This is a genomic window from Catenovulum sp. 2E275 (genome assembly GCF_025515275.1).
GTDB lineage: Bacteria > Pseudomonadota > Gammaproteobacteria > Enterobacterales > Alteromonadaceae > Catenovulum.
Genome location: NZ_JAOPFU010000012.1, coordinates 78,687 through 94,016 on the forward strand (window position 1 = coordinate 78,687; position 15,330 = coordinate 94,016).

Annotated in this window: 12 protein-coding genes and 1 pseudogene; 8 read left to right on the forward strand and 5 right to left on the reverse strand. The window is 37.1% G+C overall.

Annotation, left to right across the window (positions count from 1 at the left end):
• Nucleotides 1-313: 313 nt before the first annotated feature.
• From N7931_RS08325 to N7931_RS08330, 3 genes and pseudogenes are all read left to right on the forward strand, one after another.
• Complete coding sequence (locus N7931_RS08325) at nt 314-787, forward strand: hypothetical protein (protein WP_262793322.1); 474 nt, start codon at nt 314-316, stop codon at nt 785-787.
• A 233-nt stretch (nt 788-1,020) separates the two neighbouring features.
• A pseudogene (locus N7931_RS19610) lies at nt 1,021-1,778 on the forward strand (glycosyl hydrolase); the annotation flags it as partial.
• 28 nt (nt 1,779-1,806) lie between these two features.
• On the forward strand, nt 1,807-2,730 hold the full coding sequence (locus N7931_RS08330; RefSeq protein ID WP_262793324.1) for a sugar kinase: 924 nt from the start codon (nt 1,807-1,809) through the stop codon (nt 2,728-2,730).
• 726 nt (nt 2,731-3,456) lie between these two features.
• Here the strand turns inward: N7931_RS08330 and N7931_RS08335 are convergent.
• A protein-coding gene (locus N7931_RS08335) for an IS3 family transposase (protein WP_262793337.1) occupies nt 3,457-4,610 on the reverse strand; the annotation gives its coding sequence in 2 pieces (ribosomal slippage) (nt 3,457-4,406 and nt 4,406-4,610; 1,155 coding nt in all).
• A gap of 69 nt (nt 4,611-4,679) precedes the next feature.
• On the opposite strand from N7931_RS08335, the gene N7931_RS08340 reads away from it, so the two are divergent.
• Nucleotides 4,680-5,860 (forward strand): IS3 family transposase gene (locus tag N7931_RS08340; RefSeq protein WP_410369345.1). Its coding sequence is split into 2 segments (ribosomal slippage): nt 4,680-4,935 and nt 4,935-5,860, totalling 1,182 coding nucleotides; the frame shifts between segments, so codons are not numbered across the junction.
• A gap of 258 nt (nt 5,861-6,118) precedes the next feature.
• Here the strand turns inward: N7931_RS08340 and N7931_RS08345 are convergent.
• Nucleotides 6,119-7,717 (reverse strand): MFS transporter, encoded by a 1,599-nt coding sequence (locus N7931_RS08345; RefSeq protein ID WP_262793326.1) that lies wholly within the window; start codon nt 7,715-7,717, stop codon nt 6,119-6,121.
• 649 nt (nt 7,718-8,366) lie between these two features.
• On the opposite strand from N7931_RS08345, the gene N7931_RS08350 reads away from it, so the two are divergent.
• Genes N7931_RS08350 through N7931_RS08360 form a run of 3 tightly spaced genes read left to right on the forward strand, consistent with a single transcriptional unit; the run spans nt 8,367 to nt 11,138 of the window.
• Nucleotides 8,367-9,530: a cytochrome P450 gene (locus N7931_RS08350; RefSeq protein ID WP_262793327.1), complete on the forward strand. Its 1,164-nt coding sequence runs from the start codon at nt 8,367-8,369 to the stop codon at nt 9,528-9,530.
• Nucleotides 9,531-9,544: 14 nt separating this feature from the next.
• The gene (locus tag N7931_RS08355; RefSeq protein WP_016957576.1) at nt 9,545-9,853 is read left to right on the forward strand and encodes a 2Fe-2S iron-sulfur cluster-binding protein; all 309 of its coding nucleotides are present in this window, start codon (nt 9,545-9,547) and stop codon (nt 9,851-9,853) included.
• A gap of 31 nt (nt 9,854-9,884) precedes the next feature.
• Nucleotides 9,885-11,138: an NAD(P)/FAD-dependent oxidoreductase gene (locus tag N7931_RS08360; RefSeq protein ID WP_262793328.1), complete on the forward strand. Its 1,254-nt coding sequence runs from the start codon at nt 9,885-9,887 to the stop codon at nt 11,136-11,138.
• 65 nt (nt 11,139-11,203) lie between these two features.
• On the opposite strand, the gene N7931_RS08365 is transcribed toward N7931_RS08360, so the two are convergent.
• The 3 genes from N7931_RS08365 to N7931_RS08375 all read right to left on the reverse strand — a co-directional run bounded on the left by N7931_RS08365 (nt 11,204) and on the right by N7931_RS08375 (nt 14,088).
• Nucleotides 11,204-12,103: a hypothetical protein gene (locus N7931_RS08365; RefSeq protein WP_262793329.1), complete on the reverse strand. Its 900-nt coding sequence runs from the start codon at nt 12,101-12,103 to the stop codon at nt 11,204-11,206.
• Between the two features lie 70 nt (nt 12,104-12,173).
• Nucleotides 12,174-12,980 carry an alpha/beta hydrolase gene (locus tag N7931_RS08370; RefSeq protein ID WP_262793330.1) on the reverse strand — a complete coding sequence of 269 codons (807 nt, stop codon included), beginning with the start codon at nt 12,978-12,980 and terminating at the stop codon, nt 12,174-12,176.
• Nucleotide 12,981: 1 nt separating this feature from the next.
• Nucleotides 12,982-14,088, reverse strand: coding sequence for a Zn-dependent alcohol dehydrogenase (locus N7931_RS08375; RefSeq protein WP_262793331.1), 1,107 nt, complete (start codon nt 14,086-14,088; stop codon nt 12,982-12,984).
• A gap of 164 nt (nt 14,089-14,252) precedes the next feature.
• Here N7931_RS08375 and N7931_RS08380 point away from each other — a divergent pair, with 164 nt between their 5' ends.
• Nucleotides 14,253-15,119, forward strand: coding sequence for a helix-turn-helix transcriptional regulator (locus N7931_RS08380; RefSeq protein WP_262793332.1), 867 nt, complete (start codon nt 14,253-14,255; stop codon nt 15,117-15,119).
• The last annotated feature ends 211 nt before the right edge of the window (nt 15,120-15,330 follow it).

Consider the following 15,330-nt stretch of genomic DNA (forward strand, 5'->3'; position numbering starts at 1 on the left):
AAAAATATAAATAAATTCAAATTATTTATATTTTTTACAAATTAATAAAAACAATGCCTTATGATTTTTTGGCAAAACCCTTGTGATTTTTAAAACATTTCTAAAATAATTTGAATCATTAAAACCAATGGTAAAAGCAGTATCAGATTCAGATTTATTATTTAAGAGAACACATTCCGTATCTAGCTTTATAATACTTACATTTTTATATTGATTAATGTATATTGTTAACAATAATATGAGGTGTTAGGTTATTCGTATAATAGTATATATTCATATTCTTTGGTGGGAATGCTTTAGGCGGCGGAAAAACATGCTGACATTAAGTGGTAATCTATTTAAGAGCTCTTGGCATAGATCATTGTGGGGAAGCTTAATTATTCTTTATGGTTTGTTATTGTGTTCTTATTTTTGGGGGATTATTTTTGAGAAAGAGCATAGTCAAGTTGCCTGTAAATTATCAGGCCAATTATTTGAGATTAAAAATATCAAAATTGAGCCCATATTTAATACTTTTGGTGATTTTAATTATTATCAAAGGTTAAAAATTGTAAATGCGAATGATATTAATTTTATTGATATAAAAATAAATAAAATATTGATTGATTACTTGAGAAGCTATAATGGTTACATAAAAATTCAATATTACCCTATTTCAAACACACTGTTTAAAACACAATCATTAGTTCAATGGAAAGAGATAGAAACAGATGATTTAGTTGTGCGTTTTGAAAGAAAATTTGGTTTTATGTGGGATGAATATGATGTTTTTTATAAGGAATATTAAATTCTAAGCATTGTTAATCACAAGCGAAAATGGTCGTTTAGAGATTTTCAGTAATAAATTTAATTGTCATTTTTGTTAACAATATTCAATTTTTAGTGTATATTAAAAATTAAATGATAAACTTCTATGTTGTTGCCCAAATACAATCGGATAGCTAAATGTCCGAACAAAAATTAAGTTTAGCCAGTGGATGAACATTAGAGCGTCGCTATGATAAAAAAGATTCCTAATGGCTATACCATGTTTGGTATACAAAAGGTGAAGAACACACTGTAGGTTTTGGGTATTTAAATCCTTAAGACAAAGTATTCCTTTGGGATTTAACTGAGGTTTGGCATGCTACTTCCAAAGATGCTGAGAGCTCTTATGATGATCGTGCCATTTTATACCTGAGGTTTTGACTCATAAAAGCCGATAGTACCTTAAAATCAAACTGTGTAGTTTCCATTTAGGAATAGACAATATGAATAGATTGTAGTAACACAATCTATAAGTCCTTATGGACAATGGACTAAATTAGATAAACCAATTATTAAGTCCAACCAAAGATGGTGAGTTGGAAGGTGATAGAGATAATAGATTCTATTTTAAATCAAAGGGTAGTTGTGATAGTCATCAAGTACATGACCCTTGTTTAATGTTTTTAAAAAATAAATTTTATCTTTCACTACAAAGGCGAAACTATGGGTGAAGGTATGAATTTTGGTGGTTGTGAAATTAAGCATGGTGTTGCTATTGCTTTCTTAATAATAACAGATAGTCCTGAAAAAAATACAATACAGTAGTCTGAGGATGGGATTAACTTTGAGATTATGTCCCATATAAAAGGAGCTCCAGAAGCATTAGGTATTTTTAGAAATCCTCAGGGTAATGATAAGATTTGCCCTACTTGCGATGGAGACTATGCCACAAATACGATGCTAGTTGGGACTGGAATTATATTTGTCGTTATAAGATAAAGCGCCAAATATTAGACGCTGGTACTTTCTAAAATTCAAATTAATTATTGGTTCGATCTAATGAAAAGTTTAATAACGATTGGCGAAGCTATGGTTGAGTTAAAAACTGATCTATATGGTCGATTAACTCATAACTTTGCTGGTGATACCTTTAATGTTGCTGTCTATGCTAAGCGTTGGAATCCTAAATTAAATGTCGGTTTTTGCTCTGCTATTGGTAGAGATTTATTCAGTATACAAATGCGAATGTTAATGGCTAAAGAGCAAATAAATGAAAAGGTTTTATTTACATCTGAAACTAAAAATATAGGTATTTATACTATATCTACTGATAAGCAAGGGGAACGTAGTTTCACCTATTGGCGGAAAGGATCTGCTGCAACGTCTATGGTAGAACTTTTATTTGAAAATATAAGTGTAACTGACTTATTAAGAGCTGATTGTTTATTTTTTAGCGGCATTTCTCTAGCAATATTATCAGAGCCAGATAAGGATAAACTTCTAATTTTGCTTAAAGATTTACAAATTAGAGGTTGTAAAATCGCTTTTGCTCCAAATTACCGAGCTACAATGTGGGAAAGTAAAGAACATGCTAAACATTGGTTTACTAAAGCTTATATGCTTAGCGATATTGTTTTACCCGGTTTAGACGAACATCAAGTATTGTTTGATCATAACTCTGTAGAGGAAGTTGAAGATTTTATGTTCTTTTCCCAAGTTACCGAGTTTGTGATTAACGCTGGTGAATCTGGTTGCTACGGATATAACCTAGGGGCTAAATTTCACATTAAATATACCTCCGCACCTATACAAGTCGACTCCAAAGCAGCCGGAGATTCTTTTGCCGGAACCTATTTAAGTTGTCGATTGGAAGGAAAGTCAGTTTCTGAATCGATAAAAGTCTCAAATCGAGTTGCTAGAGAGGTAGTTAAGCATCAGGGAGCTATAATGGATCTTTACACATATCAAAATCTATTTTCGTAATTGTAATATTGTAAGTTTAGTAGTCGTGCCCGAGTAGCGTCGAGCACAAAAAAGCAGGGACGCTTTTTCTCTAAGTTTCTCATTAAATTGTAACCGTCGGCTAATCCACACCTAGTTTTTGATATTCCAGTTGAGTTGTGTCCGATTAGTTTGAATAACTTACTCCTATCATTAAAAACAAATGAGCTTAGCGAAATAAAATAAATGTTTAGGTGTGGTATAGGAACGGTCAACTAAATTTGGAGACTATTTTAGGCAGTTTTTAATAATTTCATTTCTTATTGTGTTGGTGAAATATTTTCCAATTTTTAATGGTGCCTTTTCTGATTATAAAACGGCTCAGTATAATCAACGGTATCTGCTACTGCTTGATAGCGAGTTTGATATCGTCGATAGTTAACTCACTCTGATTTTAAACTTCTAAATAAGTGTTCAGTTACCGCATTATCTAAGTAATTACCAGCGCGACTTATACTTGATTCAATACCAAATGTTTTTAGCTAGCGTTGGAACGACTTACTTGTATATTGGCTAACCCAACGTTGAATAGACGATAATCCAACATCCATTGCATCATCTACATTCTGATATTTGTAACCTTGTAGTGGCAGAATAATTTTGTCACCTAATCTTGTTATGATTCAATCATAGCAAGATTAGGTGACAAAATGACAAAGAAAACTCGAAGAAATTTTAGTGCTGAATTTAAGCTGGAAGTTGACGTGGTCAAGGCAAATTGACCAACCCAGTTAAGCAACATCTTTTTTTCAATTGGTTATTGTCCGACTCATATTGATTCGGGCTTTTATAATTCAGAAAAGAATGCAATCTTACCGGATTATAAAATGTCGTTATGTACCGTAAAATATCTTGTTGAGCCTCATGTCGAGTTTGGTAATGTTTCCAATGCACGAGCTCCTGCTTCAGCGTGCCGAAGAAGCTTTCGACCACGGCATTATCCCAGCAGTCACCTTTTCTGCTCATACTACCAATAAATTTATTGGCTTTAAGCTGTTGACGGTATTGCTTGCTGGCATATTGACTGCCTCTATCTGAGTGAACTATTAAACCCGCTTTTGGCCTGCGTTGCCAAATAGCCATGGTTAATGCATCACACACTAATTTAGCTTTCATTCGACTGCCCATACTCCAACCAACCACTCGGCGAGAATACAAATCAATCACGACTGCTAAATACAACCAACCTTCCTGTGTCCAGATATAGGTAATATCCTGCACATAAGCGAGATTGGGTGCTGTCACATCAAATTGTCTTTTCAACACGTTGTCAAAAATGGGCTGCTTATGATTACTATTGGTCGTGACTTTGTACTTTTTCTTGTAACGCACCTGTATATTGACTTCTTTCATCAGCCGTCTGGTATACCGTCTACCTACCGGATAACCTAAAGCATTTAAGGCTTTCTTCATCCTGCGGCTACCATAGCTATAGTCTGACGATTCTGCTATTTTAACCATCCATTCAATGATTTCTTCCCGCTTATCATTATCCGGTTTGGGTTGCTGTTGAGCATTTAAATAACGATAAAAGCCATTACGCTTTACACCTAACAGTCGACACATGGTATCAACCGGATAGGTCTTCTTTCTTTCGGCGATAAACGAATATTTTATTTCGTTTCCTTGGCGAAGAAGACCGTCGCTTCCTTTAATATTTTCTTTTCTATTTCCAAGCGCTTAACCTGCTCCTTGAGCTGTCTGATTTCCAGTTGCTCTGGGGTTAATTTGCCGTTGCCCCTGAATGCTTGCCCATCATCTGATTGATGTTCTTTTATCCAACGCCCCAGCATGTTGCTGTTAATTTCCAACAATTTAGCCGCTGCTGCTCTGGTATAACCCTGCTCAAGTACCAGACTAATAGCATCAAGTTTAAATTCTTTGGTATAACTTTTTTCTTTCTGTCATCGACTTCTCCAGTTTAAGGTTTAATTATATCCTTAACTGGACTGGTCAATTCAATTAAACCACGTCAAGTTGCTCAGTTGGTTGTTGACCAGGGTTATACCCATGAAGAAGCCGCTAAAGCGATGAACGTGGGGAATTCAACGGTTGGGAAATGGGTCAAACAATTGAAACAAGAACGCCAAGGTCAATCACCAAAAGCGTCTCCGATGACACCAGAGCAAATTGAAATTCGTGAGCTTAAAAAACGAATAGAGCGCATTGAATTAGAAAAGGATATTTTAAAAAAGGCTACGGCTCTGTTGATGTCAGACTCACTGAACAATTCGAAATAATTGAAAAACTCAATCAGAGCCAGCCATCTAAATACTCAGTGAAGCGTCTTTGCGAAGTATTTGGCATTCACCGTAGCAGCTATAGATACTGGCAAGCTAAAAATAAGTCGGAACCCAGGCAAACGGTCGAAATAAAAGCTGAAATCAAGCGAGTGCATACGCAAAGCAACGGCTCTGCCGGGGCCAGAACTCTTGCAACGATTATGACGGGAAATGGTTATCCATTAAATCGTTATTATGCAGGGAAGTTTATGAGCCAGTTGGGTTTAGTGAGTTGCCAAGTGCCAAAGCATCGTTATAAAAAGTCCGGCTCGGAACATATTGAAATACCAAACCATCTGGCTCGCCAGTTTTCACCGCAAACCCCTAATCAGGTCTGGTGTGGTGATGTGAGCTATATTTGGACAGGTACTCGGTGGTGTTATCTAGCGGTTGTTATCGATTTATTCAGTCGAAAAGTCATTGGCTGGGCCTTGTCGAATTCACCAAACAGCGCTTTGACCAAACAAGCGTTAACAATGGCTTATGAATTTAGAGGACAACCTCATGGCGTGATGTTTCATTCGGATCAGGGTTGCCATTACACAAGCTTGGAATTCAGACAACAGCTTTGGCGTTATCAGATAAGGCAAAGTTTAAGTCGACGCGGAAATTGTTGGGATAATGCCCCGATGGAGCGATTTTTTAGAAGTTTAAAGACAGAATGGATACCAAATACGGGTTACCGTAGTTTTAATGAAGCGAAAAGTGAAATCACGCGATATATTTACCGATATTACAATTCAGTCAGGCCGCATACGCATAACAGCGGTTTGACGCCAAACGAGTCAGAGAATAACTTCTGGCATAACTATAAAACTGTGGCCAAATAACTTGACCACTACACCTCTTTAGTTGTATTGAATAATACCTCTAAACAGGCCTCCAATCTAAGTCTACCTTCACAACTACAATATTGATGATTTATTGCCTTGGAATATAAAAGGTAGGAGTGGTTCAGCAGACGGTAACATTCTTAATATAGTTGTTACCTACAGGTAATATAAGAAAATGCAGCCACCTTTAAGGAACAGACAAAAATAAAAGGCAGCCGCATCTAAACTAGTTTATAGAGCTCGGTTCTCTAGTTTTTATTTCTTTTGAGCTGAAGTATTTTTAGACAAGAGTAAGATTTCAATTTCTTCTATAGTTTTGCCTTTAGTTTCAGGCATGACTTTCATCATAACTAATAATCCAACCACACAAAAACTTGCATAAGCTAAAAATGTTAAACCAGACCCTAAATTTTCAAGTTGCCATGGGAAGAACGTTGGCACGATAATCCCACCAAAAATCGTTGCAACTAAAGCACTAGATGTTATCGCTACTGCACGTACTTTAGTCGGGAATATTTCGGAAAATAAAATCCATAAAATAGGACCTAATGAAAAATTATAGGAGCATACAAACACAATTATACCAGTTAAGATAAGCATGCTCTGCATATTAGTAGATCGCACAAGCAAATCATTTTCAATTAAGGCAAAGTCACTCTGGCCAATAATATTTACTATAGCTGATTTAAATTCAATATCACTATAAAACTCGGTATTTAATAATGCTGAGAGAGCCTGAATATCTAAGTCTTCATAACTGGCTTTTAGTGTGGACAAAGTATCAATATTTATGCTGTATACGGCATTAAAAAATCCCAACGCGACTAAGCCTAAACTAGCAGAGCAGGTAATTAATCCACCTAGTAGAATTTTACGACGACCTATTTTATCAATTAAAATAATTGCTAAAATGGTAAAGAAAGTTCCAATTAAACTTACCCAAATTGATTGAACGAATGCCGATTCCCCACCTCCAACTTGTTGGAAAATCATTGGCATGAAAGCCAGAATAGCGTTCATACCTGAAAGGGATTGTACTATCGACATAAAAACACCAATAAACAACGCGATACGCATATTTTTACTAAATAAAAATTTGAGTTGTTCAATGTAAGACAGGCTATGGTCGGTCGACTTTAAATTTTGTTTAATATGTTCGTACTCTGCATCTACTTCTTCGCTGGGTAAGATCTTTTTAAGTACTGTAAGTGACTTTTCCGCTTTATGATTAAGCATCAACCATCTAGGGCTTTCGGGAATTAAAAATAGTAAGGAAAACCAGATTATGGCAGGTAAAATTTCTAAACCTAACATCCAGCGCCATACAGTTTGCTCATTCAAACCAATGCTTACAGCCCAGTAGGTGTTATTAGTAACTGTTTGAACCAAATAATAATTAATGATAGTAGCTGCTAAAATACCGAGTACAATATTTAATTGGTTTAAACCCACTAATTTGCCTCTCATTTTAGGAGGAGCAATTTCACCTATATACATTGATGCAAGACTCAAGGAAGTAAAGGCTAACCCACCAATTAATCGTGCAAAAAAAAGCCAGAAATAACTTGGAGCAAGTGCGGAGCCTATGGCTGATACAACATAAAGTGCAGCAATGATCATTAAGGTTTTTTTACGACCTAAATGCTCACTGAAATAACCAGCCACTAACAAAGCTAATAATGCACCATAATTTGGAGCTGCTGCTATATTTCCTTTTTCTATTGCTGATAATCCAAATTCAATTGTCGTATATTGGAATGTCCCAGATATTAACATAATATCGAGACCGAAAATAAAACCGCCTATTGAAACAATAAAAGCGTAAAATAAAGCATTTCTTTCAGGGTGTGACATTCTTTAAGACTCTAAGTAGCTTCTGTAATACATATGAAACAGTAAAGTAACATGAAAATATCATATACACACTTAAATTGGAATCTTTTTAATGTAAATTGTTTACAATTTTTGTTGTGTTTCAAATTTTACTAAAGAAAAAATACTTTAGTAAAAATCTATTAGAGAGTTTTTTTGCAATTTATTTAGGATAAAACAGTTCAAACGGAAAACTTAACTGAGTTGTATGTTTGCATACCAAAGGAATAGGTTATGGCAGATAAATAGTTCTATAGCACAATAAAGCCAGGCGAAATAAATTGTGTTTAAGTACGAAGCAAAAGCGGTAAAGAAAATTATCAAAATGAACTGAAATTACCAATATTATCCGAACAAGTTCTGCTGAGATTTATAGTTATAACACATTAGCTATGCATAATACTCTATGAAAATAAAAGCTTTTCATAGAGTATTTGTTTGATTTAATAACACCTGAATATGACTAAAATTTGCTATTAAATATCTTTATATTTTAATGTGAAACAGCAAGAATATGACATTTTTGGATGATAAGTTGCATATTTTTTAAATTTTCTCTTCTTATAATACTCACAGTTATTTAACAAATTCGGCGCTCAGATTATCGCGCTGATTAGTTGGGGTGAGATTGATGAAAAGAAGTGAATTTGCAGATCCGTTTGAACAAGCACGTAATGAGCAAGGTATTGGTAAAATGCAGGATCAAGATGATCCTGTCACTATGGTACTGGGTTTAAAAGATGTGCGTAAATGTGCACACAATTGGAAAACCTTTCAGTCTGGCGCTAAGCCTGGCCGTATTGTAGTGCCGTCGGAAGTCAAGATCCGTGATACTAGACAAATTCCTTTTGAAGTCGACCCACCAGAGCATGGCGACTACCGCGCAATTGTTGAGCCTTGGTTTAAACGTCCGTTGGAAGATGAATACCGCACAAAATTGCGTGCACAAATTGAATCTTTAGTTGATCAAGTATTAACACAAGAAGACGTTGAAGTGGTTAGTGAGTTTTCCCTTAAATTACAATCACGCGCGTTAACCTTATTATTAAATACGCCATACCAAGAATCAGACGTGTGGATTGGTTGGGGTACCCATGTATTTAGAAGCGAAGGCGAAGCTTTAGATGGCGACAAAGCTTCTATTCTGTACGATTACATAGACGCTCAAATTGAGCGTGCAGCAGAAAATCCAACCGATGATTTATATTCAGTGTTGCTCAATTCTGAAATTAACGGCCGAAAATTAAGCAAAGAAGAAGTTAAAGGCGTGATGATTTTAACTTTTGCTGGTGGGCGTGACACAGTGATTAATGCGGTAACCAATTCGATTGCTTATTTTGCTGATCATCCTCAGTCGTTGGCACGCCTACGTGATCAACCTGAAATTACCAATCGAGCGGTGGAAGAGTTAATTCGTTACTTCTCACCATTAACTCATATGGGACGCGTAGTCACTGAAGATACAAAAGTGTGCCCGCATGGGCATGATGTAAAAGCCGATAGCCGAATTTCTTTATGTTGGGCTTCCGCCAATCGTGACGCTAAAACCTTTGAAAATCCGAATGAAGTGGTATTAGACCGCAAGGTTAATCCACATGTGGCTTTTGGTTTTAGCCATCATAATTGTTTGGGCGCGACCCATGCACGACAAATTATGCATATTTTATTAGAAACTTTGGCGGCTAAAGTCGGTTCAATCGATATTTTAAATGCGAAAGAAAACATCGAAGACTTAGACCAATTTAAACGCAAAGTTGGTTTTGACAGCATTAACGTAAAATTTAACCCAAGATAAGAGGTAGTTAAGCCATGGCGAAAATTATTTTTATTACCAGTGATAGCGAAAAAATTGAATTAGAAGCAACTTCAGGCAGTGTCATGGAGCTTGCAGTACAAAATGGAGTGCAAGGTATAGACGGCGATTGTGGTGGTGTATGTTCGTGTGCGACTTGCCATGTACATGTAGCTCCAGAACATTTTGCTAAAACTGGGCCAGCCAGTGAGATTGAGCAAGACATGTTGGAGTTAGATGACGACGCTAATGAATACAGCCGTTTATGCTGCCAAATTGAAGTATCTGAGCAGTTAGACGGTGTGGTATTACACGTAGCTAAGTAGTGGTTTAATCTTTGTTAAAAGGGGGCAAGTTATGTCAGAAAATCAAACATGTGTGGTAGTGGGTGCAAGTCATGCTGGGGTTAATTTTGCGTTTGCATTAAGAAAAGCAGGCTGGCAGGGCAGTATAAAATTGTTTGATGCCGACCCAAGTTTACCGTATCACAGACCCCCTTTATCTAAGGCGTATTTAACCAGTTCGGATGCAATTGATAAAAATTTGCTCAAAGCAGCAGAGACTTATCAAAAAGACGATATTGAGCTGAACTTGGGTGTGAAAGTGGGTCGCATTGAGCGCACAGCTCAAGTGCTTCACCTTGAAAATGGCGAGCAGGTTGCTTTTGATAAATTGGTTATTGCCACAGGTGCACGACCTTTTATACCACCAATTGAAGGGTTAGACTCAGCTTCGAATTTGTATCCGCTACGTACAGCTCAGGATGTAGAAAATATTCGCCAAGCATTTGCACATTCAGCGCAAAAGCGTGTGGTGATTATTGGTGGGGGTTATATAGGTTTAGAAACCGCAGCATCACTTAAAAAGCTCGGTGGTGAAGTTACAGTGCTTGAGCGAGAGCAACGCATTTTAGCCCGTGTTACTGCACCTTATATGTCTGACTATTTTCAACGCTTGCATGCTGATAATGGTGTGGCAGTAGCTACCAGTAAAAATGTCGTGCGTATTGAAACCAGAGATGGCGAAAACTCAGTGCAGTGTGATGACGGCACTGTTTACCCAGCAGATATTATTATTGTGGGTGTGGGTATTCGCGTAAATACCGAGCTCGCTGTGCAGGCGGGTATTGAAATAGACAATGGCATTAAAGTAAATGCTCAAGCGCAAACAAGTGATGAGAACATTTATGCTATTGGTGATTGTACTTATCACTACAATCCGCATTACCAGAGATTTATTCGTTTGGAGTCGGTACAAAATGCGGTTGATCAAGCAAAAGTGGCGGCCGCATCTATCTGTGGACAAGAAGTTGAATACGATACTTTGCCTTGGTTTTGGTCAGATCAGTACGATGTAAAACTACAGATGGTTGGTTTATCTCAAGGTTATACAGATATTTTGGTGCGTGACGAAAACGAGCCGAAGAAATTCTCAGTTTGGTATTTTAAAGGTGATGAATTGTTAGCGGTAGATGCAGTAAACAATGCAAAAGCTTATGTAGTTGCCACTAAGTTTATTAAATCTGGTGAGCAAATTGATAAAGCAAAATTAGTTGATGCCAGCGTCGAATTTAAACCCGCCAATTTGTTATCCAGAGTTCAGGTTTGTTAGTTTAATGTGTTTACAAGAGGTGCTAAATAGCACTTCTTGATCTTTTAGTGGATTTTTAATCAAAGTCAGTGCGGATATAAATCAACTCTAGATTTAAGATCTTGTCTAATTTTTTCAGTTGGAAATAGCACTAACTCAATTTCCCCTTGCTGCTGTAGCTGAGCTAGTCCTTTTTGCAGTGCGTTAAATACAAGCTGACCGTATGGATGCTGGTTTGACACAGCAAAATGGCGTGAGATTGGAAAAACAAACTTAATCCCTTCAATTGGCGCCAAATTTACGCTTTCACAAGGCACACTGGTTTGCTCTGGCCCAACCATGACTAACTCGCCAATAAAGAGTTGTGCTCTTCCTGCAGTAAGCATTAAACACAAGGTATTGTCTTGCGAGGCATTAACCGCCGGTAATTCAAGCTTTTCTAACATGGCCCAATCGTGCCACCATTGGCGTGACGACAGTACATGATAATTACGCAGTGCATGTAAAATAACACGCTCGCTGTGTGCATGGGGCAAACCCGCCAGCTTTAGTTCAATTTGTTGTTTATACTCTGGGGTGGTAAATAACCCTTTAATAAATTGTCCTGATTGAAAAACGGCAGTGGTCACGTAAAAGTTTGTTGTGTCCATGTCGTCTTGCCATACAGTTGTTGCCGACATCACCACATTGCCTCTCTCCGCTTCTTTTAGTGCTCTGGCGTAGTTTGGAATATCAAAAAATTTAAAATTGAAATCGAGCTGACTGTAGGTTAATGCTTTACAAATAATCAGTAGTTCTAGTGATAGCCTATATGCGGCGGGATGGGAGTAGTGGTTAACAGTTTGACAGTTTTGCTGTTGAACAAGTTGTAGGTATTTTTGCTGTTGGTCTGAATTAACTGCAATGTCTATAGTTATAGTATTACTAAAACAAACAGATGGCACTAAGGCCATCCAAATTAGCAACAACTGTTTTAGCGTTGACACATAAGTCTCCAACAATAAATATTCCAACTAGAGTATAGTTCAAATTTATTGCGCAGCTATTATTGTCACGTTAGTTGTTAGCTCGTTCAATATTAGCGAAAAACTTGAAGGTCGTTTGCACATGCTGGTGCCAATAATCCCAGCTATGTTCACCACTATAACTTGCTAGTTCAGCATCAATATTGAGTGTTTTTAGTTTTTGCGCAAAGTCTAAGTTACTCTGGTAGAGCACATCATCTACACCACAATCAAAACGTATCGGTGGCAATTGGTTTTTATGTTGTTGTAGCCAATAAAAAATATCAGACTCTTGTTCAGTTTCGCATTGGTATTCAGTTAACTCTGTTGTGACAAAGTGCCGCATATCGTCAATTTTAGTAATAGACGAGTGTGCAGAAATACCACTAAATAAGCTTGGATATTTAGCACCTAAACGCAGTGCACCATAGCCGCCCATAGATAAACCCGAAAGGTAAAAACGGCTTTTGTCGGATACAGAGTTTTGCACTTGTTTAACGGCTGCAATTACATCTTCAGTTATCCATTTATCATAGTTAGCGTTTTTTGCTAGCGGCAGATATGCACTGCCGTCGTACAAACCGCCGTCAGATGGCATGGCTAGTACAAAGTCTATGCCGCCTAATTGAGCTTTTACTTTTTCATAGGCTAGGTGAATACCACCTAAGTACATCCAAACCCAAGCATTGCCATAAACACCATGCAACAGAATAATCACAGGTAAATTTTCACCTTGCGCATCACTATTGTATAAAACTATGTCGTGGCGCCGCTGCAAATTCGACGAATGCACAGTGACAAATTTAGTATTGTCCGGCGAATACGCCGGATTAGAAATTTCTAAACGATTTATCGACATTTTAACTCACCTTAATAACGCCCTTAGCGATTCGGCCATTGAGCATGTCGTCAAAACCTTCAGCAACCGTTTCTAGTGTGTAAGTTTTAGTGACCAGTTCATCTAATAATAATTTACCACTTTGATATAAAGACAAAATACGTGGGAAATCACGCTCTGGGTTACATTGACCGTACAATGGGTTAATGTAAATTTTATCCCATTCAAACAATTCACAGTCAAAATCAATGCGTTGCTCTATACCACTCACTTGTACCGCTGTACCTGCGCTACGAATTAATTTAAGTGGGGCAGAGCCTAAAGCCGGAATGGCGGTGCATTCAAAGGCGTAGTCAGCCCCTCTACCACCATTTAACGCTTTCACATCTGCAGCAACTTGGTTGAAATCAAAATCTTCGCGGCTAGCGATAACGCCATGGGTTGCACCAAATTTCTTCGCTTGTTCAATGCGCTCTGCATTTATGTCTATGGCGATTATTTTCGCTGCACCGGATAATTTTGCACCTTGAATAACATTTAAACCAACACCACCACAACCTATAATACAAGCGGTTGAACCAGCTTTTAAGTTGGCTGCATTTACTACAGAACCCCAACCCGTCATAACACCACAACCGACAATAGACGCAGATTCAAAAGATATATCCACCTCGGTTTTTACCACTGCCGATTCTTTTACAACTGTGTATTCGCACATAGTGCCTAAATGGAAAGAACGTTCAACTGGCTGCTCATCTTTAGTACATGCCTTCGCATGTGCATGGCCTGCTAAGTCACAACCGCACACAGGTGAGTTAGTTTCACAAATATATGGGTTACCTTCTAAACATTGAAAGCAGCTACCACAAGGAATCGCCCAATTTAGAATCACTTTGTCACCAACTTTGACCTTAGTGACTCCTTCGCCTATGGCTGTGACGATGCCCGCGCCCTCGTGACCAACAATAAATTCTTTGTTCCAATTTTGAATTGAATCCCAGTCGGTATGGCAAATACCGGATGCTTTAATGTTAACCTGCACTTCCAACGCGCCCGGCTGACCTACTTCAACCTCCGTTAGCTTAAAATTGCCTTGACCATCTGAAATTATTGCACGTGACTTGATCATGAAAACCTCTATTCAAAAGACGTATGTATAATGATGTAAATTTAAACACGCTTTTAACAATAAAACTGTTATTTCAAAATTCATTAATATCAAAATATTGCTATTTTCAGAAGAATATAGGTAGACTGCCTATTCTAATTTTCGATATTACTTATGAGTAGACTGTGGCGAAACAAAAAGTATATTGCGAACCATTTTGCATTCAAAAAGGCTATGATTTTGAAATACATCATGTGAGTTACGAGAGCAATTTAGGTTATTCCTGTTTTATGCATTTTCATGAAGTACATGAAATAATTGTATTCGAAGAAATTGATGGGGTGTATTTTTATAGTCAAGGACAGTCTGAACTGAAAAATAATGATATCGTGTTTACGCCATGTATGGAAACACATGATTTTGAATTAGTCGATAAACCTAAATCTTGGTTTATTATTCAATTTTTACCTACATTTTTAACTAAAGAAAAACTACATAGCGCTGCGGCTTTTTTTCAGCAAGGCATGCATCTACGCATGCCAGTAGAGCATTTTGATTCTATGATGGCTCAAATTACTTGGCTTTATCAGGCTTACGAGAAAGATCCTCAAAGTGAGATGAGTAAAACACTGCTGAAGCTATTGTTATTATGGCTGAGTGATCATTCAATACCGGTTAAGTCTTCCCAAACCCAAGGGATAAATCAAATACAAGGCTATGAGCGCTTATTGCCGGTTGTAGAGAAGTTCAAACAACAGGCCGCTATAGACTTACAGTTAGAACAGGCAGCTGAATTATGCCACTTATCGCCCTCGTATTTTTCGAGATTGTTCAAAAGTATTTTTAGGTGTAATTACTCTGAATATGTTAATCGACATAAATTGTATAGCGCAGCGCGTATGTTGTCACAAAGTAAATTATCAATTACAGATATTGCATTTGAACTGAATTTTTCAACGCCGTCCCATTTTATTGCGCTATTTAAAAAACAGTTTGGTATTACACCTAAAAAATACAAAATGCAGTTAGATCATAGATTAAATAGATCCTAATATTTATTTAAGTTCACAAAGAATATCAAAATTTAGCCGATGGTTACCATTACGTTTTACTTGCTAGCTATTGAAAATTCTTAGTGGGTATACAAATATGCAGAAGGAATTGTAAGTGTAACGGTAGACTTATCTTGGAGACCTAGTTAGAGGTATTATTAATACAACTAAAGAGGTTTTAAATGACAAGAAAATTATCAACTGAGTTTAA

What these genes read in the sequence shown, in the direction of transcription:
- N7931_RS08325 (WP_262793322.1), top strand. Translation starts at nt 314, where the DNA reads ATGCTGACATTAAGTGGTAATCTATTTAAGAGCTCTTGGCATAGATCA.
- N7931_RS08330 (WP_262793324.1), top strand. Translation starts at nt 1,807, where the DNA reads ATGAAAAGTTTAATAACGATTGGCGAAGCTATGGTTGAGTTAAAAACT.
- N7931_RS08345 (WP_262793326.1), bottom strand. Translation starts at nt 7,717, where the DNA reads ATGTCACACCCTGAAAGAAATGCTTTATTTTACGCTTTTATTGTTTCA.
- N7931_RS08350 (WP_262793327.1), top strand. Translation starts at nt 8,367, where the DNA reads ATGAAAAGAAGTGAATTTGCAGATCCGTTTGAACAAGCACGTAATGAG.
- N7931_RS08355 (WP_016957576.1), top strand. Translation starts at nt 9,545, where the DNA reads ATGGCGAAAATTATTTTTATTACCAGTGATAGCGAAAAAATTGAATTA.
- N7931_RS08360 (WP_262793328.1), top strand. Translation starts at nt 9,885, where the DNA reads ATGTCAGAAAATCAAACATGTGTGGTAGTGGGTGCAAGTCATGCTGGG.
- N7931_RS08370 (WP_262793330.1), bottom strand. Translation starts at nt 12,980, where the DNA reads ATGTCGATAAATCGTTTAGAAATTTCTAATCCGGCGTATTCGCCGGAC.
- N7931_RS08375 (WP_262793331.1), bottom strand. Translation starts at nt 14,088, where the DNA reads ATGATCAAGTCACGTGCAATAATTTCAGATGGTCAAGGCAATTTTAAG.